General features: G+C 30.1%; 19 protein-coding genes and 1 pseudogene. 9 read left to right on the plus strand and 11 right to left on the minus strand.

Translation table 11 applies throughout. The features are described from left to right. Nucleotides 1-35: 35 nt before the first annotated feature. The 3 genes from FAY47_RS05525 to FAY47_RS05535 form a co-directional block, all read right to left on the minus strand. The gene (locus tag FAY47_RS05525) at nt 36-2,057 is read right to left on the minus strand and encodes an RICIN domain-containing protein (protein WP_143315501.1); all 2,022 of its coding nucleotides are present in this window, start codon (nt 2,055-2,057) and stop codon (nt 36-38) included. A 49-nt stretch (nt 2,058-2,106) separates the two neighbouring features. After that, entirely contained in the window at nt 2,107-2,841 is a 735-nt protein-coding gene (locus FAY47_RS05530) for a hypothetical protein (protein WP_143315503.1), read from the minus strand. A gap of 259 nt (nt 2,842-3,100) precedes the next feature. Continuing rightward, entirely contained in the window at nt 3,101-4,150 is a 1,050-nt protein-coding gene (locus FAY47_RS05535) for a galactose ABC transporter substrate-binding protein (protein WP_185966734.1), read from the minus strand. Between the two features lie 243 nt (nt 4,151-4,393). Here FAY47_RS05535 and FAY47_RS05540 point away from each other — a divergent pair, with 243 nt between their 5' ends. Beyond that, nucleotides 4,394-5,155 (plus strand): glycoside hydrolase family 11 protein, encoded by a 762-nt coding sequence (locus tag FAY47_RS05540; protein WP_143315507.1) that lies wholly within the window; start codon nt 4,394-4,396, stop codon nt 5,153-5,155. A gap of 158 nt (nt 5,156-5,313) precedes the next feature. Here FAY47_RS05540 and FAY47_RS05545 read toward each other — a convergent pair whose 3' ends face one another. Together FAY47_RS05545 and FAY47_RS20615 are read right to left on the minus strand one after the other, a co-directional pair. Then, nucleotides 5,314-6,363: a pectinesterase family protein gene (locus tag FAY47_RS05545; protein WP_143315508.1), complete on the minus strand. Its 1,050-nt coding sequence runs from the start codon at nt 6,361-6,363 to the stop codon at nt 5,314-5,316. Between the two features lie 359 nt (nt 6,364-6,722). Further along, nucleotides 6,723-7,835 (minus strand): FAD-dependent oxidoreductase, encoded by a 1,113-nt coding sequence (locus tag FAY47_RS20615; protein ID WP_207706224.1) that lies wholly within the window; start codon nt 7,833-7,835, stop codon nt 6,723-6,725. 174 nt (nt 7,836-8,009) lie between these two features. Here FAY47_RS20615 and FAY47_RS05555 point away from each other — a divergent pair, with 174 nt between their 5' ends. The 7 genes from FAY47_RS05555 (at nt 8,010) to FAY47_RS05585 (ending at nt 14,251) form a co-directional block, all read left to right on the plus strand. Beyond that, nucleotides 8,010-8,435, plus strand: a complete 426-nt coding sequence (locus FAY47_RS05555) for a hypothetical protein (RefSeq protein WP_143315509.1) — start codon at nt 8,010-8,012, stop codon at nt 8,433-8,435. Nucleotides 8,436-8,532: 97 nt separating this feature from the next. Continuing rightward, complete coding sequence (locus tag FAY47_RS05560; RefSeq protein ID WP_143315510.1) at nt 8,533-9,330, plus strand: hypothetical protein; 798 nt, start codon at nt 8,533-8,535, stop codon at nt 9,328-9,330. Between the two features lie 29 nt (nt 9,331-9,359). After that, on the plus strand, nt 9,360-10,058 hold the full coding sequence (locus FAY47_RS05565; protein WP_143315511.1) for a hypothetical protein: 699 nt from the start codon (nt 9,360-9,362) through the stop codon (nt 10,056-10,058). 12 nt (nt 10,059-10,070) lie between these two features. Next, entirely contained in the window at nt 10,071-10,706 is a 636-nt protein-coding gene (locus tag FAY47_RS05570; protein WP_143315513.1) for an ATP-binding cassette domain-containing protein, read from the plus strand. Next, nucleotides 10,696-11,403 carry a hypothetical protein gene (locus FAY47_RS05575; protein ID WP_143315516.1) on the plus strand — a complete coding sequence of 236 codons (708 nt, stop codon included), beginning with the start codon at nt 10,696-10,698 and terminating at the stop codon, nt 11,401-11,403. Before FAY47_RS05570 ends, FAY47_RS05575 begins: the two co-directional genes overlap by 11 nt. 510 nt (nt 11,404-11,913) lie before the next feature. Next, on the plus strand, nt 11,914-12,420 hold the full coding sequence (locus FAY47_RS05580) for a TetR-like C-terminal domain-containing protein (protein ID WP_143315518.1): 507 nt from the start codon (nt 11,914-11,916) through the stop codon (nt 12,418-12,420). A gap of 136 nt (nt 12,421-12,556) precedes the next feature. Beyond that, nucleotides 12,557-14,251 (plus strand): oleate hydratase, encoded by a 1,695-nt coding sequence (locus FAY47_RS05585; RefSeq protein WP_143315520.1) that lies wholly within the window; start codon nt 12,557-12,559, stop codon nt 14,249-14,251. A 78-nt stretch (nt 14,252-14,329) separates the two neighbouring features. On the opposite strand, the gene FAY47_RS05590 is transcribed toward FAY47_RS05585, so the two are convergent. Next, complete coding sequence (locus FAY47_RS05590; protein WP_143315522.1) at nt 14,330-14,692, minus strand: TSUP family transporter; 363 nt, start codon at nt 14,690-14,692, stop codon at nt 14,330-14,332. A gap of 285 nt (nt 14,693-14,977) precedes the next feature. Here FAY47_RS05590 and FAY47_RS05595 point away from each other — a divergent pair, with 285 nt between their 5' ends. Further along, entirely contained in the window at nt 14,978-16,555 is a 1,578-nt protein-coding gene (locus FAY47_RS05595) for an endo-1,4-beta-xylanase (protein ID WP_185966736.1), read from the plus strand. A gap of 83 nt (nt 16,556-16,638) precedes the next feature. Here the strand turns inward: FAY47_RS05595 and FAY47_RS05600 are convergent, their stop codons facing one another. From FAY47_RS05600 to FAY47_RS05615, 5 genes and pseudogenes are all read right to left on the minus strand, one after another. Beyond that, complete coding sequence (locus FAY47_RS05600) at nt 16,639-17,172, minus strand: topology modulation protein (RefSeq protein WP_143315523.1); 534 nt, start codon at nt 17,170-17,172, stop codon at nt 16,639-16,641. A gap of 90 nt (nt 17,173-17,262) precedes the next feature. Further along, the gene (locus FAY47_RS05605; RefSeq protein ID WP_243129559.1) at nt 17,263-17,994 is read right to left on the minus strand and encodes an FAD-binding oxidoreductase; all 732 of its coding nucleotides are present in this window, start codon (nt 17,992-17,994) and stop codon (nt 17,263-17,265) included. A 15-nt stretch (nt 17,995-18,009) separates the two neighbouring features. After that, nucleotides 18,010-18,120: pseudogene (locus tag FAY47_RS20825) on the minus strand (rubredoxin-like domain-containing protein); the annotation flags it as partial. Nucleotides 18,121-18,521: 401 nt separating this feature from the next. After that, nucleotides 18,522-19,415 carry a polysaccharide deacetylase family protein gene (locus FAY47_RS05610; protein ID WP_143315527.1) on the minus strand — a complete coding sequence of 298 codons (894 nt, stop codon included), beginning with the start codon at nt 19,413-19,415 and terminating at the stop codon, nt 18,522-18,524. A 96-nt stretch (nt 19,416-19,511) separates the two neighbouring features. Next, nucleotides 19,512-21,707 (minus strand): glycoside hydrolase family 9 protein, encoded by a 2,196-nt coding sequence (locus FAY47_RS05615; protein ID WP_143315529.1) that lies wholly within the window; start codon nt 21,705-21,707, stop codon nt 19,512-19,514. Nucleotides 21,708-21,732 lie beyond the last annotated feature (25 nt).

A 21,732-nucleotide genomic window follows, 5' to 3' on the forward strand; every position in this document is an offset into this window, starting at 1 on the left:
TTTTTATATGTTATACCATTCTAAGCTCAATTGTTTTATACATGAACTAACTCCCAGAGTTGTCCTTGCCCTCCCCAGTATGTCCACTGACAAATATTTGCCCCAGAATCCTTACTCATATTATAAAGATCTAAGCAAGATTTAAAATTTGATGCTTTTGTTAAAATTGCATATTTATTTCCAGAAACTTTAACAAACTTAAATTTTTGCATATCTCCTCCCCAATATTTCCACTCTGCAACATTTGTGCCATCAGCAGATGAACCATTTAAAACATCAAGGGAGCTTTTATAATTAGATGCTCCAGTTAATATGGAGTAATTTCCATCACCATCTGATACTAATTTAAATTTTTGCGCATCATATTTGTTTAAGCCCCACTGTTGAAGATTTGCACCATCAGCAGACGATCCATTAGTAATATCTAAATACAATCCACTTAAAGAGTTTTTAATATAATAAGTACCATTTAAGTTAGTTGATTCTGTCGTTGCATTAGAAATTTTCGAGCCCCATATAGACTCATTATTAGCACCTATTAAAGAAAAAGTCATAGTACTTTTGTGTGATGAAGATTCATCATTTTGTTTAAAAAATACGCCTTTATAAGTAGCACCATTAATTATCATAGTACAATAGTATGATCCGGACTTTTCTTGCCATGTTCCTGTATAGTCACCACTAATAGTTCCATTAGAATTTAATGAAACCTTAGATGTCTTTAACATGCCTATGTGAGCAGTAGTTGCATCTAAACCATGGTTAACAAATTCATAAGTGCCAGCAATATCGCTATTTGAATACCCTGATGATGATATTGTGTTTCCTAAGTATTCATATACTGTTGTTACTGGCCATCCATCTTCATTTAAAAATTGTTGATGAACTCTAATCTGATGACCTTCAGTTCCATTATTAAATCTTGTATGATAAACAAGATACCTTTGTCCATTATCATCAATTAATGCAGAATTATGTCCACCTGACATATATCCATTTGCACTAAGCTCGGAACTAGCTACAGATTTTAAAGAAGAAAAAGAATAGTTACCAAATAATTTTATACCTTTGCTTGATTTATCAACATTAGCACTTGTACATATTGCAGAATTTCCTTTTGCATCAACGTAAGGTCCATTTATATTTTTTGATCTAAATAAACGAATGTGGTATCCACTGAAATTATCTGTAGCATCAAGTCCACAATAAGATTCATACAAGTAATAGTATCCTGCTGATTTATCATAAACAATATAGGATCCTTCCCCAGTAGTTCCATAACCACCTGAAATCTTTGTTCCGAAGTATTGGTCTGAGGAATTAGTTTTAGTTTGGTAAGTGTAAGAATAATCCCTTAAACCTGTAGAACTATCTAACTTTAACATAAAAATCCCACCAAACCATGAACCATAAGACATCCATAAGTTTCCGTCTTTATCATATAATACACAAGGATCAATGGCATTAGGTCCGTATGCTGAATTCCAAGCTCCATTTGACACATATCTTCTGTCTACAGTATTGGTTCCTGTAACTTTTTTATAGTCTGTCTCACCAGCTTGTGAAGAATTAGTAAACCCTGAATATACTATTGTTCCAGCATATGTATATGGTCCTTCTATCCTATCAGCTGTTGCAAGGGCAATAGAAGAATAGAACTTGTCCCCATTAACGCTCATATACATGCACCATTTTTTCATTTTTGTATTGTATATAACATCAGGAGCCCAAAGGTTTCCATTAATGTTATATGAATTACTTCCATGAGAAGCCCACTTACCTCCAACAGAAAATACCTTTGCATAATCATTATTAATATTTGTTTGGAAATACTTCCAAGATGTCAAATCAGATGAAACTGCATCTGATTTATGTGATCCAAAAAGATAATACTTACCATTAGCCTTTACAATTGATGGATCATGTACAGATATCCTTGAAGTCTTTAGCACAGCAGCTGAAGCAGCAAATGTATCAAATATTGGACCAAACTGAATTAGTGCTATTATTGATATCCCTAGCATAAATGATATGATTTTCTTTACTCTATTTTCCATCCTCTTCGATATAAAAATTATATCTTTCCCTCCTTTTTATTTTAATAACTTAACTCCAAAAAACTATAACCTTTTTTGCTGCTTCATCTACATATGTCATATATCTTATAGACCTTTCAAACTGACTTCTAGACATACTTATATCTTTAGAAGTATCCCACGGATTTACCACTATTACAGTATCTTTAGTTACACTTTTTATTGAATAAGAGTGACTTCCGTCTCCTAAAATCCCTTTACTTGGATCTGCTATACTAAAATCACACGCAGCCATAATACCTTTATTAGATTTGCACTTTGAAGCCATAGTATTCATCATGTTAGTTTTAGCAGTACCTCCATTAATAGTGGCTTGTCCAAATCCAGTCATTGTTGTAAACACATCACAAGCAAAACAACCATTATAAACATTCATAGCTTTTTGTAACCCAGCTTCTATAACTCTAGCATCAAGGTCACCACTTATGTATGCATTTGCCACATCAGTTTTTGATACTGTCTGCTTTCCAGCTCCGAAATTTAATGTATAACTACCGTTACTATTAACAGAAATCATTTTACTTAAAAGATTTTTACCAAATTTACTATTGCTTAATGCCTGTATTGCAGAAACAGCACCACAATCCCCAACACTTCCTTGGTGAAATGTACTTAGTATTCCATCAAGTTGTAATGTTGGATCACCTTTTGTCCCTGCATAAGCAGATACTGGTGTAAGTAGAGTGCTTAAAGCAATCCCTAAAGATAGACATGAAGTAATAACTTTCATTTTAATTTTTTTCATTTATAATCCCCCCATTTAAGTTTGTTATCAAGAATTTTTAAGTATTTTTATTAATAGAATACATTAATCTGACAACCACTCAAATAGTTTTGTCGTAAAATGAATAAATATAATCCTAAAGATTTATCTGTATTAAATTTTATAAATATAAAAAGATTGTTTCTCCAATTAATAATAGTAGAAACAATCTTTTTCTGTAATTTAACAAAAAGCTTATATACCTTAGATAAAACTTAATTTAATATGGTCCAATTTTAATTCAATATATAGGTTCATATACCATTGGAATAATAATTTCTTTACCATTAAGCTTTAAATTTGTATCTTTGGTAGAAATCTTATCAGAAAACAAATTAATTCCAACAGTATAAGCAGCATTTGCTATAGTGACAGGATCTTGAAAAACTGTACCTGTCATATATCCTTTTTTTATTAAGTCTTTTGCTTCATCTATTCCATCAAGTCCAAAAACAGGAATAGTTTTTAATTTATCCCCCATATTATATCCATACTTTTGAAGTGCTTCAATTGCACCAATTGCCATAGCATCATTATTTGAAATTATTGATTCTATTTTGTTGCCATACTTTAAAAAGAGTGAAGAAACCATATTCTTTGCCTCTTCTTTATCCCATTCAGCTGGTACTGATGCAAGTTCTTGTGTTTTTATACCTGAATTATTAATTGTACTAATAGAGTACCTACTTCTTTCGATTGTATAGGGACTAGTTTCTTTTCCCTTTATTATAATGTATTGTAATGTACCATCATTGTTTTTATCCATAGTGGTCTTATTATTTTTCCAAATATCTGCTATAAGCTTTCCTTGTGCAATCCCAGATCCTACTGCATCTGAAATAAGCACAAATGCCTTATTATATGTACTAAATGCATCTGTTTCTGGAATATCGGCAGCAATAAGAATTACTGGAATATTTTTTATCTTAAATTTCGAAAAAATTTCCTCTACCACATCTTTTCTTTTTTCAACCATATTTAATATTACAAAATCAAAATCACCTTCAATTGAATTGTTTATATTTTCTAACTGTGCAATATTATTTGATTTTGCATCAAAGAAAGTAAATTTAACTTTACTTTCGTTTTCTTTTTGTATATCCTCAAACCTTTTTCTTATTAATGAAAGAAAGATATCGTTATAACTATAAAATAATGCCGCTACTTTAAGTGGCCTTCCTGTAGGTATTTCAAAATAATTTTCTATAGCCTTTGGAGTAAAACTTGGTAACTGAATAATTAATATATTTAAAGTCATAATAAGTGCTAAAATCTTTTTAAACTTTTTCATTTTTGCCTCCATTAAGTTGTTAAATATATTATTTATTATGTACTTTAATATGTAAATATATATTAAACAATTCAAAGTTAAATAGAAAATTCATTAATTCAAGATTCAAAATCGCTATATTACGATAAATTTATTGTAAAATGGTAAGAATTTTATTATTATTACTACAATGCTTAGTTATAATTTACCAAATATATAATTAATATTAAGTATTATAAAAAATAAAAACTGGGGGGATGAAAAATGTTAAACAGAAAAAGAATTCTTACTACCTTAGTAGCATTAGTTATGACTAGTTCTTTAACGATGATTGGTAATACTGCTTCTGCTACAACAACTTTAAACGCACCAGGAAATACTTTTGCTGCACTAGCTTTAAGCAGCACACCAAAAATACTCAACTCAAATGCAACCGGCATCCATGACGGCTACAACTATGAACTGTGGAAGGATTATGGAAACACAAGCATGACTCTTAAAGCTGGTGGTTCATTCAGTTGTCGTTGGAGTAATATCGGGAATGCCTTATTCCGTAAAGGCAAGAAATTCAATGAAACTCAGACATACAAGCAACTTGGCAATATATCAGTAAACTTTAATTGCGACTACCAACCATCCGGCAACTCATATTTATGTGTATATGGATGGACAAGTAGTCCACTAGTAGAATATTATATAGTCGATAGTTGGGGAACTTGGAGACCACCTGGAGCATCACCAAAGGGCACTATTAACGTTGATGGTGGTACGTATGATATATATGAGACCCTAAGAGTGAACCAACCTTCCATTAAAGGAAATAGTACGACCTTTAAGCAATATTGGAGTGTACGTAGAACAAAACGCACAAGCGGAACCATATCTGTTAGCAAACACTTCGATGCTTGGGAGAGTAAGGGAATGAAGTTAGGAAAAATGTATGAAACAGCGTTTAATATCGAAGGATATCAAAGTAGTGGAAGCGCTGACGTACGTAATATGTCAATTAATATTGGCGGCAGATAGTAATATATTCTGGTGACAAAATTAGGTTTAGTGAAACATACTCAAAAAGGTGGATTCAAATTAACGAATCCACTTTTTTTTAATTTCATTTAAATAATTATAGTTAACATCAGAAAATGCAATATTGAAATTTTCACAAGACTACCTATATTCTAACTTTATGGTCTCCACCCGTCTTTGCCTGATAAAACATTAGCTTTAGTATACCTAGAAGCTTGGCTACTATTAAGTGCTTTTGACCAAGGTACTCTCTTTGATCTATTTGCACCAATACCTGTACATCCATACTCCTCAAGCAAAGCAGTGTTATTATTATTGTTATTCATTTTTAACCATCCTGCTGGGTTAACTGGTGCATTTAATTTGCAATTTATATATGACACATGGCAGTAGTCTCCATAAGTTCTTCCAAGATAAACTGTTGAAGGTGTTTTCCAACGAGGATTAGTACGAGATGTATAATTAACATCTCCATTAGCAGTTAAGGTACAATTTAAAAATACATATCCATACTTTTGTCCCTGAGGTGTATTAGCAGCTGTATACATGCCACCATCCCTTAACTCATTTAATGTACAATTATCAAATAATGCAGTAGCACCTCCCCAAATAAAATCAACACTACCTTGTATAAAACAATCCTTAAAATATACTCTAGATTTATCTACTCCATATGTATATGCACATAAGGTATCTTGTCCACTATAAAAATTACAATTATTAAAACTTATTCTATCTCCATATGTATAAACGCAAGATGCTTGAACATCTTTTCCTGTATCCTTTAAATGGCTATTTTCAAAGCTGATATTTTGTGCAATAAAATCATTTTCTCCAACTGTCAAAGCAGCACAATCTGCTGAGCCATATTTTCCTCCACCAGGTTTAGGATCCCCATTTGCAACATTATAAGTTAATTTCGTATTGTTTTTATTTTCACCTATTATACTTATATAAGGTTTTGAAATAGTAATCTTCTCTTTATAAACACCTTTTTTTACATGTATAGTCTTTCTTTTAGCATCATTAATCTTTGCTAGATAGTTATAAGCCTCTGTAATAGTTTTATAATTCCCACTACCATCTTTAGCAACAATAACATCATAAGTTGCTGCAGATGCCACTTGTTTTGGAATAATGCCTGCTCCTAAAAGTACAGACGCTACAAATAAAGTTGTTAAACTTTTTCTTAAAATATTTTTTTTCATAATTTATTTCCCCCTATTCAAATTTTATTACAATGCGACTTTTTATAAAAAACAGTAACATTTATTTCTCTTCCCTCTCCTCCTTCACTCAATAAATTCCAGTAAGTCAAATTAATCTTCAACAAACGCCTTTTGACTAAATATTCTCACAATAATAAATATAAATAAATGTTTTTGTCTTCAAATATTCAAAATAATTCGTAAAATACAAATTTTGAATAAATTAATTAAGGTATGAGAATTTTTCTCATACCTTAATCAAACTATAATAGTTATTTTTTCATGTTCTATTACATACACCACTTTATCAATGCATATAAATACACTCACTTATATTAAAAATGAAATTTTTAATATATCTATTTACCATTCCTAGTTACCCCTAATTTTATTGCTGTATTAATGACTGCATCGCTAACAGCATTGCTAACTTCCTCATTAAATGCACTTGGTATTATGTACTCCTCGTTTAATTCATTATCTTTTACCAAATTTGCAAGCCCTTTAGCAGCCTCAATTTTCATTTCATCGGAGATATCCTTGACTCTTGCACTTAAAGCACCTTTAAAAATTCCTGGAAAAACTAATACATTATTAATTTGATTTGGAAAATCTGCTCTTCCTGTACCAATAATTCTAGCTCCTGCTTCTTTTGCTTCATCTGGCATTATTTCAGGTGTTGGATTAGCTAAAGCAAAAATTATACTATCCTTATTCATACTTTGAACCATTTCTTTAGTTACTGTATTACCAGCTGAAACACCTATAAAAACATCTGCATTTTTAATTGCATCTTCTAACTTCCCTTTTTCTAAATTTCTATTAGTAACATTTGCAATCTTTTGTTGTGGTTCATTTAATGTTGTATCTCCTTCCACAACTATACCATTGATATCACATAATATGGAACAAACATATTCATCAATAGCTTGTGCTACCTTTTTAGATACTCTTACAGCTTCAACGACAGTCTTTGCCCCAGTTACCACATCCCCTGATGCAAACACTCCTTTTCTACTCGTCCTACCAAACTCATCTACTTCTACTAAGCCGGTATTTTTAACGTCTATTCCAATTGTGTTTGAAATAATATTTGAACGTGGCCCTTGTTCTATAGCTAAAATTACTAAATCTGCCTTAAATATTTCTTCTGATGATTCTATATTTTCTGGCCCTTCCCTAAACATTATATTAACATCTTGGCAACCATTTCTAAGGGCTGTTCTTGCAACATCCATTGCTACATTACCAGCTCCAACTATGCATACTCTTTTCCCTAATTTATACACACGAGAATTCTTTAAATAATCAATAGCATAGTGAACATTTCCAAAAGTTTCACCCTTTATTCCTAATAACCTAGGTTTCCAAACACCTGTACCAATAAATATAGCTTTATATCCATCTCTGAAAATATCATCAATTGTTATAGTTGCTCCAATTAAAGTATTAGACCTTATTTTAATTCCCATGTGGATTAATTTATATTTTAGCTTTTCTAGAACACTTTTAGGTAATCTAAATTCTGGAATACCATACCATAAAACTCCACCTATATTATTAGAATATCTCAAGAAAAAAATCACACACTTGTAAAATAACATTATTTATGTTAAAATTAGTCAAAAGATTAAGGAGGAATTATTATGAAAAAAAATTTTTTAGCAAAAATTGTTTTAGCAGGACTATTATGCATTAGCATGATACCTGTAGCAGCTAGTTCACACTACAAAACTTTAAAATTGAATCAATCAAATGCAGCTCTTCAACCACATCAACAAGTAACTGATATGGGATATCGTGCAAAAAATCATGATGATAAAGAGATAGCAATTTTAGCACAAGACATGCAAAATACTTCAAAAATTGATATGCGTGCACTAGATGCTAATAAAAATGTTATGTTGGATTGGAAAAAGATTCAAAAATATGCTTATTGGCAAAATTGGACTATTGATCCTGCTGCAGGAACATCTATACAAAGGGGATCTTTAGTAGATATTCAGCTTCGTGACCATTTTGATCACAGACATACAAGTTATATTGTTCGTGGTGAACTAGACTACCAATAATAAATTTGGTATTAATTTAGGACATGCACTAAAACAATTTAATTGTAAAAAGAGAGCTTTTAAAGCTCTCTTTTTACAATAAAAATAGGAGGAAAATATGAAAAATGAATTAAAAATAGAATTTAGTAGATGTCTTAATAGTAAAAAGTTTAAATACTGTTTTTGTATTTTGTTTTCGTTATCAATTTTATCATATGCTATGTTATTCAAAGAAACATTCAATCGTAATTCATTAGAATTGCAAAAAGCAACAGATTACAGTATGATAATTAATTCTAGTGATATAAGAAGTGTGTTTTTAACATTTATATTAATTGCTCCAGTGTTATGTGTTTTAATGTATAGTGATACATTTATAGAACAGAGAGAAAATAACATGTATACAATGTTTTTGCTAAGAATAAGCAAGAGAAAATATATATTAGCAAAAGCAATCACAATATTTGTAGTTACATTTGTTTCTATATTTTTTATACTTGGATTTAATGAAATATTAACGTGGATATCTATACCTAATATAGGGGTTAGTACAAAACAGCCTGCATACTTAGCAATTCAAACTAACAAAGCAGAGTTCTTTTTACAAAATATTTACGATAAGTTTCCTCATTTATACAATTTCATTATTATAGCAATCACTGCATTATTTTGTTCAATATCTTCATTAATAGCATTTAATTTATCAATGATATTTAAAATAAATAAAATAATAATGATTATTATAACTTTTTTAATAATTAATGGAACCGAGATGTTATTACCTGAAGATTATGAAATGCAAATGTATATTCAAACTTGGCCATCTGAATTCAAAAATTTTCTAATTGTATTATCTGTTTGGACATTAGTAACATTGGTTACTTTGATAATAGGAATAAATAAGGAAATTGTTTAATTACAGTAAGAAGGGAGAATATATAGTTTATGAATACATATTTAAAGAAAGCATTATTAGATATTAAATCTATTTTTTTATTTATATTTATATTTATTATTTTAATATATAATTTTTCAACTGCTACAACTGAAGATTATAGTAATTTTGCTATTTATGATATTGGTGTAGGCTTTTTTAGTCGGATAGGTGCGTTTATGTTAGCATACTTATTATTACTATGTATACTTATAAATTATTATGATAAAGATTATGTAATGATTAGATTTGTAACTACAGAAAAATGGAGATCATCTATAATAAAAGATCAAATATTTTTGGCAATAATTTTTACAATTGTGTTAAATATAGTTCCAATAATATATATAGTTCTAAATGCTTCTATTATAGAATATTCTAGTTGGAAGCTATACTTGATACTTAATACAATAACTCAAACAGCTGCATTTATGGCAGTAGGTTTTTTTACTACATTTGTGTATTTTAAGACATTGAATCTAAAATTGTCTATAGTAATTCCTTTTGTAGTTTACTCAATATTAAACTTAATTGATAACTTTTTACTAAATCAGTATCTTAATATTTCTGCAAGTTTTACAATACCTTGTAGCTCCAATGATTTTATTATTTTTGAAATATGCAGAAAAACATTAATCGTATTATTGATTTTTTATATAATAACTACATCAATTAAGAAAAAAAGAGATATGTTTATTTTTGAAGATTAACTAGGAGGAATTATGAGTTACATTGAATTAAAAAATGTTAGCAAAGTTTTTAAAGATGTTAAAATCTTAGATAATGTAAATTTATCATTAGAAAAAGGGAAAATATATGGCTTCTTAGGAAATAACGGATCAGGAAAAACAATGTTATTTAGAACTATTGCTGGATTAATTAGGCCTACAAGTGGTGAGGTTTTAATTAATAACAAGATACTTGGTAATGAAATAGATTTTCCTGAATCATGTGGTATAACTATTGAAAACACAGGTTTTTGGAATGATCAAACTGGATTTAATAACTTAAGAAATATAGCAAATATAAAGAAAATAATAGATGATTCTACTATAAAAAACTCAATGGAAAGAATTGGACTAAATCCACAGGATAAAAGAAAGTTTCGAAAATACTCATTGGGAATGAAACAAAAATTAGCTTTAGTACAAGCTTTTATGGAATCACAAGATCTTATTATATTAGATGAACCTACTAATTCTTTAGATGAAGAGTCAACAATTAAAGTAAGAAATATACTAAGAGAAGAAAGGGATAGAGGAGCAACTATTTTAATAGCTAGTCATATTAATGAAGATATTGAGCAACTAGCTAATAAAAAGTTTAAAGTTGATCTTGGTAAGGTATATGAAATCTAATTTGAAAAAGAACTTATTTTATATAATTATTTTTTTAATAATACTCATATGTATAATATCCTCATTAATATTAAGATCTTCAATTATAAAATATGATTATAACAGATTTCTATCAGAAAGAAATCAATATTTATATCATCCATACAAAGATTTAAAATCTTCAAGTGGAGTATTTAGTGATATAACTAATGAGAATTACATTGACATGAATAATTTTTCTGATTATATAGTAAAGGGAGTGTCAACTGGAGAACATGAAATTTTGGAAGGGGCAGTTTTAACCCAAATTAGAATTACTAAAGTTATTAAAGGAAACATTGACAAAGAAACCATCTACATTTATGAACCTATTTCTGTAAAAATGGCGAAAAATAGTTTTAGATTTCTTTCGTCTATTTTAGGATACAATTTTATTAAAGATGGTCAAGAATATTTATTTTGTATAAATGATTTTTCTAATATTAAACAACATGTTTATACTGAGAAAGAAAAAAATTCATATATATATAAAAGTCCACTCTTGGCTAAATTTCCTATGAAATATAATGATTCAGATTTTAAAATAATTAATGAAGATGAATTTAATAAAAATAATAACTACAATGAATATAATAGTTACGAACAAATATTTTCATCTGAAAAAAATAAGGAATTATATTTTAAATGCAGAGAGCAACTAATGCAAATGATTGACTAAAAATTTATAAATCGTTTAAAACTATTAAATTTCAAGCCATTTATAAAATCTAAAAATAAATACTCTACAAAATTGTATTGATATATCTTTTTTATACTTAAGCCGTAGCAAGACTCTCTTTCTTTTCAAGAGTCTTGCTAAAATCTCATCTATTTTTTCTTCACCACCAACCAATTCGCTATCTTTAAAATTTCAAGAAGCATTTCTGCATATTACAGTGAAATATTATATACTAGCTCTTTCACAAAACTATTTCAATATTTACTAGTAGTTAAACTATTTTATGTAATAAAAACCTTTAAAACTTAATGTATAAATAGTAAAATATACATTATTAAACCAAGTTTAACCATAATATTTTATTTACTCACCCCTACTCTTTCCTAATTCATTTCTTTAGGTCCATTAATTCATTAATTTAAATACTTTTTCTAATAGAAAGGTGTGATTAATTTTATGTCTGTATCATTTATTACTAAAAAAGCGTTAGCTAATTCTTTAAAATTGCTCATGAAAGAAAATTTAATAAGCAAAATAACTGTAAAAATGGTTACTGATACATGTGGAGTTTCAAGACATACATTTTATAATCACTTCCACGATGTATATGACTTGCTTGAATGGATATTTGAAAATGAAGTTATAGATGAACTTGATGAATGTTGCAACTTATCAAACTGGAAAAATGGAGTTTGTCTTGTTCTCCGATATACCTTAGATAACAAATCTATATGTATTAATACTTGCAAATCACTCGGTCGTGAACTCCTTGAAGTATTTTTACAAAAAACTTTTCATAAAGTGCTAATAGGTGTTATTGCAGAAATAACTCAAAATATGGACGTTGATGAAAAAATAAAAAATCAGGTAGCTACATTTTTTGCCTATGCTATAACTGGCGAATTTTTACATTGGATTAATAGTGGATTAATAGAGAAAAAAGAAGATATTGCTGACAGAATTGAAATAATGCTAGATGGTACCATTTTAAGAATTATGACGACTAATAAGAAATAAATTACACATTTCTTTAAATATGTGCAATTTTTTCACATATTACATTTCTGTCCATTGAACATAATCTTCACTAAACTGTAAAATATAGGTATATTAAATATCTATATTTTATTTGTTTAAGAAAGGAAGTAGTTTTATGAATAATTATCAAAGAATTAATCCAATTAAACCAAAGAATATTGAATCAAGAAAAGCATACTTAATAGGAGGTGGAATAGGTTCCTTATCAGCAGCAGCTTTTTTAATAAAAGACGGCCATATGCCAGGAAATAACATTCATGTGATTGAACAGCTTGATATCCTTGGAGGTTCAATGGATGGCGCAGGAACTGCAGAAAAAGGCTATACTGCAAGAGGCGGTAGAGAAATAGAAGAACATTTTGAATGCTTTATGGAGCTTTATAGTTTCATTCCTTCTTTAACTGATAAAAACAGAAGCGTATTAGATGAATTTCGCGAACTTAATATAGAAGAACCAATTGAATCCCACTGCAGATTAGTACACAATCAAGGAGAGAAGTCAGACTTTTCAACTCTTGGATTATCAAAGGGACATGCTATGGAGCTTACAAAACTTCATTTGTCTACAGAGGAAGCCCTAGGTTCAACTACTATAGAAGAATTTTTTACTCCTAGTTTCTTCAATACAAACTTCTGGTATTTCTGGGCAACCATGTTTGCATTTGAAAAATGGCATAGTGTCGTTGAAGTAAAACGTTATATGGAAAGATTCATGCATTTAATAGGTGGTATGAATAAATTAAAAGGTATACTTCACACTGAATATAATCAATATGATTCTTTAATACTTCCTCTTATTACATGGCTTAAAGATCAAGGTGTATGCTTTGATAGCTGCTGTAAAGCTACAGATATTGATTTTGATTTTACAAATAATCAAAAGATTGCAAAAGCAATTCACTATACTAAAGATGGTAAAAATGAAATCATTAATGTAAATGAAGATGATATTGTATTATTTACTAACGGATCTATGACAGAAAACACAACAAGGGGCGACATTGATCATCCTGCTATTATAAATAGATCAGAAGATAAAGGTTGTTTTAGTTTATGGGAAAAGCTAGCAAAGAAGTCACCTGACTTTGGACACCCTGAAAAATTCTGTACTAATATAGATAAATCAAAATGGATGTCCTTTACTGTTACCTTAAAGGATGATGACATTGTCTTCCCTCATATTTATAATCTTACAGGAGATAAGCCTGGTATGGGTGGTTTAGTTACAATAAAGGATTCTAACTGGTTTATGAGCTGGGTTGTACCAAAACATCCACACTTTATTAATCAACCTGATAACGTAAAAGTTCTTTGGGCATATGCATTAAATCTTGATGTACCAGGAAACTATATTAAAAAGACATATTCAGATTGTACAGGCCGTGAAATGTTTGAAGAACTCCTTTACCACATGGGATTAGAAGATAAGATTCCTGAAATTCTATCTCATACAGTAAACGTAATTCCTAGCATGATGCCTTACATCACTGCACAATTTATGCCTCGTGTTCCAGGCGATAGACCTAATGTAATTCCAGAAGGAAGTAAAAACTTTGGTTTCCTAGGACAATTTGCAGAAGTTCCTGAAGACTGCGTATTCACAGTAGAATATTCAGTAAGAAGTGCACTTATGGCTGTATATGGATTACTAGGTCTTGAGAAAACATTAGATCCTGTATATCCAAGCAAATATGATATTCGTGTATTAATTAATGCAGCAAAAACTTGTCTTGGTATTGATAAACTTCCACTTAAGAATATACCACTAGGTGAATTTTTTAAGAATACAGAAATTGAAAAATTACTATAATTCATAAAGCTTGAAGGAATACTTAGAGATCTAAGTATTCCTTCAAGTTTTATTTACATACTATATTTCTTTTTTAGATTACTTTCCCAAAAAGGTTTTTATTCCAACCAAAATAATGAATATACCAAAAGCTTTTTTCATTATGTTCATAGGAAGAATATTAGCTAATTGACCTCCGAATTTAGCTGCAATTAACATAGTAATACAAATAACTATACCAGCAACTATATTTGTATTTCCTTTCTTATAATATTCCATAAATGCAAGTATCCCAACAGGTGGAAGCATAGCCACCAAAGAAGTTCCCTGAGCTTGTAATTGAGAAAATCCTTTTAAAAACATTAATGCTGGAATAATTATTATTCCTCCTCCAATCCCAAATAATCCACTTAAAGTGCCTGCTGCAATACCAATTACTGCATAAATTAATACATCTAGCATTATTCTCCTCCTTTATTTATTATAAAAATTTCATATTATATTTCACAATTATTAGCTTTTTCATTTTATGATAGTAATCCCTCTTACTCTTATTCTACCCATTAACTTCTATCTCATAGTAATTAAATATATTCTTTGTTTATATAATTAAAAATTAAAACTAGACCTCTCTAAATAAAAAAGTCGTAATCGGCTCTATATCATTCTTAAAAGGCCATGCACTCCACTTCTATTATGATACAATATTACATAATATACAAATTAAACTAAATCAAGGAGGTAATTATGTTAAAATCTAAAATTACAAAAACAATTATTAAATTTATAATACCAATTTTTATTTTATCGTCCATGTCAACATTTAAAGTTCATGCTGAAGAAACAAAAACAGCTGAAACAAAGTTTTTAGGAAACATTTTTGATAACACTGCTCCTTCAGACTTTGCTAACTACTGGAATCAAGTCACTCCAGAAAATGGAACAAAGTGGGGTTCTGTAGAACAAACTCAAGATAATATGAGTTGGAATTGGGCTGATAAAGATTATAACTATGCAAAGACTAACAACTTCCCATTTAAATTCCATACCTTAGTATGGGGAAGTCAACAACCAAAGTGGATAGATTCACTTTCAGCTACCGATCAAAAGGGAGAAGTTGAAGAATGGATTCAAGCTGCTGGAGAAAGATACCCTAATTCCGATTTTGTAGATGTTGTAAATGAACCATTACATGCAAAACCATCATATAAAGATGCAATAGGCGGTGATGGTTCTACAGGATGGGACTGGATAATTTGGTCATTTGAACAAGCAAAAAAAGCCTTTCCAAATTCAAAATTATTAATTAATGAATATGGAATTATAGGTGATCCAGCTGCAGCAAAACAATATGTTCAAATTATAAATATACTAAAAGAAAAAGGTCTAATCGATGGAATAGGAATACAATGCCATCAATTCAATGTAGACACTGTTTCTGTAAAAACAATGAATGATGTTCTAGGAATATTAGATACAACAGGTTTACCAATATACGTATCAGAACTTGATATAACTGGTGATGATGCTACTCAATTAGCAAGATATAAAGAAAAATTTCCTGTTCTTTGGGAACATAAATCTGTTAAAGGTATAACATTATGGGGTTATATCCAAGGTAAAACATGGAAAGATAATACTCATTTAGTTACTACTACAGGTGAAGAACGCCCAGCTCTTAAATGGTTAAAATACTATGTAAGTGGAGCTCCAGATACTGAAGCACCAACTGCACCTACAGGATTAACAAATACATCAAAGACTTCTAATTCTATTAGTCTTTCTTGGACAGCCTCTAGTGATAATGTTGGAGTAGGAACATATGATATTTATAACGGTGAAAAGTTAGTTGGATCGACTTCATCAACAAGTTACACAGTAACAGGATTAAGTCCAAGCACTGATTATAGCTTTACTGTAAAGGCTAAAGATATGTCTGGTAATGAATCTCCAGCAAGTGATGCAATAACTGCAACTACAGCTGATTCTTCTGTGGCACCTTTAAGCGATATTGTTGTAGCATATAATGTTAATAGCTGGGGTGATGGTGGTACTGTTAATGTAACAATAAAAAATACTGGCAAAACTGATATAAATGGATGGACATTAGATTGGACTCTTCCTGAAAACCAAAGCATAGCTAACCTTTGGTGTGGAAGCTACACAACTAGTGGAAACTCAGTATCAGTTAAAGATGCAGGCTGGAATGGACATATTGCTGCCAATGGCGGAACTGCTACATTTGGTTTCAATATAAACTTTAACGGCTCTTCTGAAAAGCCTACTGAATTCACTATTAATGGACTAAAATGTCAAGTCCAATAATATATAAATCTTTTTAAGTATTAATATAAAGCTGATGTTTTTTCACCCTAAAACATCAGCTTTATATGCTTTTACTTCTTATATTATCTAATTTCCTGCTTAACTTTGAACTTTTCTTTGCCAAATAACTTTCTTCCTTCACTACGTTTGTGTAATACAATGACATTTTTATCCCTTACACCTTCTAAAATCTCATAATATCTTTTTCTATTATTTTTATTAAAATTCCATACCCACTTTAAAAATTCTATATCAAATTTTTCTGGACAACTTTCACCCATATCTGCACGAGTTTTACCATAATTGCTTATTACTCTTTTTATAACTCCAAGTAAGCAAGTAATTCGAGAATAATCTAAATAAATAACGGTATTACATCTATTTAATCTTTTGGGAATTGTCCTATTGAAATTTCCATCAATGATCCAAGAATCTTTAATAAGTTCTTTGTCAAGCAATTGATCAAATTCTTCTTTAGAAACAGATTTCCATCCAGCTCTCCAAAATAATTTATCTAAATGTATAACTGGAATATCCATCATTTCTCCAAGATTTCTTGCTAATGTGGATTTTCCACTTCCACCACAGCCAATTATCATTATCCTTTTATTCTCCATTTTTTTATCTCCTGTCTAGCTTAATTCAAAAACTCATATATCTGTGAAATGAATCACTTACTTTATATGGATATTTTACCATAAGATAACTTATTTTTCAGATAAGTCTGCTGATGGCCCAAACACTTCATAATTTATGGATGATTTATCAGTCACTATATTAGTTAAACATATATATATATGTTTCATAAAACCTAATGGTCCACAAAAATAAAATTCGCCATCCTTTGGTAAGCTTTTTTCAATCCACTCATTTGATACAAATCCTAAATGATCATAATCAACTCCAATTTTATCTTTATCCAAAGGTTCTGAATAAAATACTTCCGTTTGCACATTATTATTCTCTTTGACTATCTTCTTAATTTCTGACTTAAATGTATGGGCTGAAGAATTCAAAACTGCTTGAACAAATATTATTTCTCTTCCCGAATTAGATGCTTCATATAGCATTGACATCACTGGAGTAATTCCAATTCCACCACTCATTAAAATTAACGGTCTATTGCTATCCTTAAGTATGAATTGACCTAGTGGCTCTGATATTTCTAGCACGTCACCTTCAAATACATTATCATGCAAATATCTAGATACTAACCCCTTTTCTTCTCTTTTAACGCTTATTCTATAAAAATCTTCACCTGGTTTCATAGACAAACTATATTGTCTAACTTCATCTACACCGTCTATATTTAGTTTAACAGCAATAAATTGTCCCGCCTTATGCTTTTTTAATTGTACTTTCTCTATAGATTTTAAATAGAAAGATGTTACAACATCATTTTCTTTAACCTTCTTTTCAACCTTAAATCTTTTATATATACCATCTTCTTTATTTTCAAATACTTCTTCAAACTTATCTGCTCCAGCCTTACAAATTGGACATATCTCTGGAACTTCATATCCTTCATAAATATATCCACAAATTAAACATACAAATTTTCTCATAACCTTTCCTCCATAAACTCAAAATTTTTATTAGGATTTTTCACTTATTGTGTGTTATATTATAAAATTATACATTTTCCTTCATTGATAATCAATAATTATTATTATAAAATATTAAATTCTCACAACTTTTTATAATCTTCCATTACCTCAGCTACTGAGTATAATGCCAAGCGCAATAGTTTAAATTAACCTTTAAAAAGTATTATATCTATATAAATATTCATTTATAAACTTCTGTATTAAATAAATGTTGTTATCTTATTATAAAAATATTTTTACGCACTCATTTATATGCAATCTACTTTTATGCTTTTAATTATTACCAACATTTTTTTAATACACATCACTAATAAATAGAAAAACAGCAATGACAAATTACTATCATTGCTGTTTTCCTATTATTTATTTACATTTGTCCATATTTTATATTCAACATTTGGATTTACACCCTTTTGCTTAAATAAATCACTTACAGTTACAAATTTAAATCTTTTGTCTTGTAACCCCTTGATTATCCCATCAAGAGCATCAACTGTTTGTGTATTTCCATATAAGTCATGAAGAAGTATAATATCCCCATCTTTTGCACTACTTAAAATAGTTTTTTCTCTAGATTGTGCACTAACAGATGAATCCCAATCTGTGCAGTTTATTCCGCAGATAAATGGCATGTCTATATTTTCATACATTGTATTATTAACTGCTATATATGGTGGTCTGAAAAACTTTGGTCTTACTCCAACCATATTAAATATTCTATCACTTGTTTTTTGAATTTCATCTTTTATATTACTACCAGACATCTCATTCATATATGAATGACTCCAAGAATGATTGTTTATTTCACACCCTTGCTTTAACTCTCTTTCTAAAATAGACTTTGTTTCATCTGTGATATTTGAACCAATCAAAAAGAAAGAAGCTGGCACATTATGCTTTTGTAGCTTGTCTAATACTAATGCTGTAACATTACTTGGTCCATCATCAAAAGTTAATGCCACTAGTTTATCACCAGTAGGATTTGTTGTTCCTCCATCATACACTTTCCATACACCCCATTGTCCTGTAGTTCCTGGAGTCTGACCTAATGTCCACCATTGTGCTATCCAGAGTTTTCCTCCATAGGACACAATGTTTCCAGTGTTATAAATTGTGTTTGCATTCCATTCCGAATAACTTTCTGCCGCCATAGCTATTTGTATATTCTTACCTCCTTGAGTAGGTAAATTGAATGGAAGTAAAGTAGCAAATGTAAATATTAATATCAATAATAAACCTTGAATTTTCTTCATTACTCTCCCCCCAATTAATGTAGAAATGAAAATGAAGAATATACATAAAACATTTTATATACTATTCTTCATTCTCATAACTTAATTCTCTACTATCTAATCTCTATCAACTTCTGCCATAGCGCAAACAAATGGTGAGTTCCAATAGATGTCTACTTCATTAGTAGAATAACTCTCTTGATTATCAATATAGCATCTAGCAGGAGCTAGTCCATCTAATTCAGCTACTGCTGTTGGATCTTCTAACCCACTATTTGGTCCACCTGCAATCATACCTGGCACTGCCTTTTCTTGTACTATAGATGGTCTATGATGTGGATGTTTCATAGAATCTGTACCATAACCTGAAACAAAGCATTTACCTAATGAATTTTTACCAAAGCAATAGTTAATATGTTCTTTTGCATATTCTAAATACTCTTCATTAGGAAAAATCTTATAAGCCTTTGCAAGGAATATAGCATTATTATTTACATTCATATTGCTTCCCCAGTAATAACCTTTTGTTCCACTTGGAATGTTGTATCCATCATTCTTGTCTAAACATACAATATGTTGAGCCTCATTTATAATGTAATTTCTAATATTGCCAGCTACATTTTGATCAGCACCTTTAGCTGATATATATGCCAAATTACCGAAGTCTCCAACACTTTGCCAACCTAATCCTGAACTAATCTTTTTATTTTCTAATGCTTTAAAGGCATCGTCATATTTACTATCCCCTGTTGCTTTGAAAAGCTGAGCTGCAGCCCAATATCTTTCATCAGTATCATCATTGTCCTCGTATGCTCCAGTAACAATACCTGTTGGATTTGAAACAGGAGTATTTGGTTTATCTTTTAAGTATGCCCAAGCTTTTTCTCCTGCTGCTAAACATTTTTCTGCTAAGGATGGGTCTATATCCTTAAAGTTTTCATATCCCATTGCCATAACTGCTGCAAAGTCTCCTGTTGCAGTTGTTGAGATAGGACATACAATAAGTTCAGCTGTTTCGTCTTGTGGCATTACATGACCTGGGAAACCGGCACATGTTACTTTATGATAAACACCACCACTTGTTTGATCCTGCATTTTTAATAACCACTGTAATTGATATTTTATTTCATCTAAAACATCTGGGATGCCATTTCCACTTTCAGGAATATTGAAATCATCTCCAAAAGCAGCTTTATTGTCATTGTAAGCTGTCAAAAGGTCTGCTGCTGCTGTTGAAGTAGCAACTACATAACGTCCATAATCACCTGCATCATGCCAACCACCAGACACATCTATTTTTTGATCTGTTCCATATATTCTAGCTAAATCTGTGTGACAAGCTGGATGTGCCCATTTACCACCTAAACTTTCTGGTATCTCTTGTCCACATCTTTGCATATAGAAAAATCTTACTGCATCTTTAAATACATTCTTATAAACATCTTGTCCTATAGTAAACTTATAAGAACTACCTAGTCCATCAGTCTCAATAGTATAAGTACCTGGTGTTTTTACAGATGAAAAATCACCAAATCTGTCTGTCTCACCTGCTGCCTCATTGTTAATTGACCCATTAATATAGCCCTCATAAACTACCTCTTTCGTGCTAGTTGAAACGACTCTAAATTTACGATCTTCACTAGCTGCCCTAAATACAATCTTTTTCTTATCCTCTGGTTTATATCCTAATTGATTTAAAACAATTTTTTGCTCTACTTTTGGAGCATCATCTTCATCATAAGTTACTCCAGTATCATCAAGAAGAACTAATTTAACATTATCAATTTTAATAGAATGTTCTGGAAGATCTCCTCCCCCTACATTTCCAAAATTAAATGCAAGTCTTGGAGCTTTATCATTGTCCTCTGTCATAGTAAAATCATCTGATACTTTTTGAACTTTGCTAGTTGTATCTATTTTCCCATAAGTATAAGAACGATAATCTCCCTTATTACGCTGAATTGTATATTCTACTTTTCTATCAGTTGTTGAACTTATATCAAACTCTAAGTGATATTTCCCATTTTTAAGCATCTTAAAGCCATCATAATAAACTTGCAGACTATATGATACATTTCCACAATTATCTACTTCTGCATTAAGAGCACCATCTTGCTGTGATACTTTGCCAACACCGCCATCTGTTGTGTAATTTCCCCATCCCTTTAGATTTGTATCAAAATTTCCATTCTTAACTAAATTAGTATCAGCCTGAGTGGCCTTTGCAACTGTTTGAAAACTACTATTACCAACAAGCATACTTATGGATAATGCTATACCTGCTAATAATGAAATTATCTTTTTTGTTTTCATGATTTATTCCCCCTAATTTTTATAT

Origin of the sequence: Clostridium sp. HBUAS56017 (assembly GCF_007115085.1) — a bacterium.
Classification (GTDB): Bacteria; Bacillota; Clostridia; order Clostridiales; family Clostridiaceae; genus Clostridium; species Clostridium cibarium.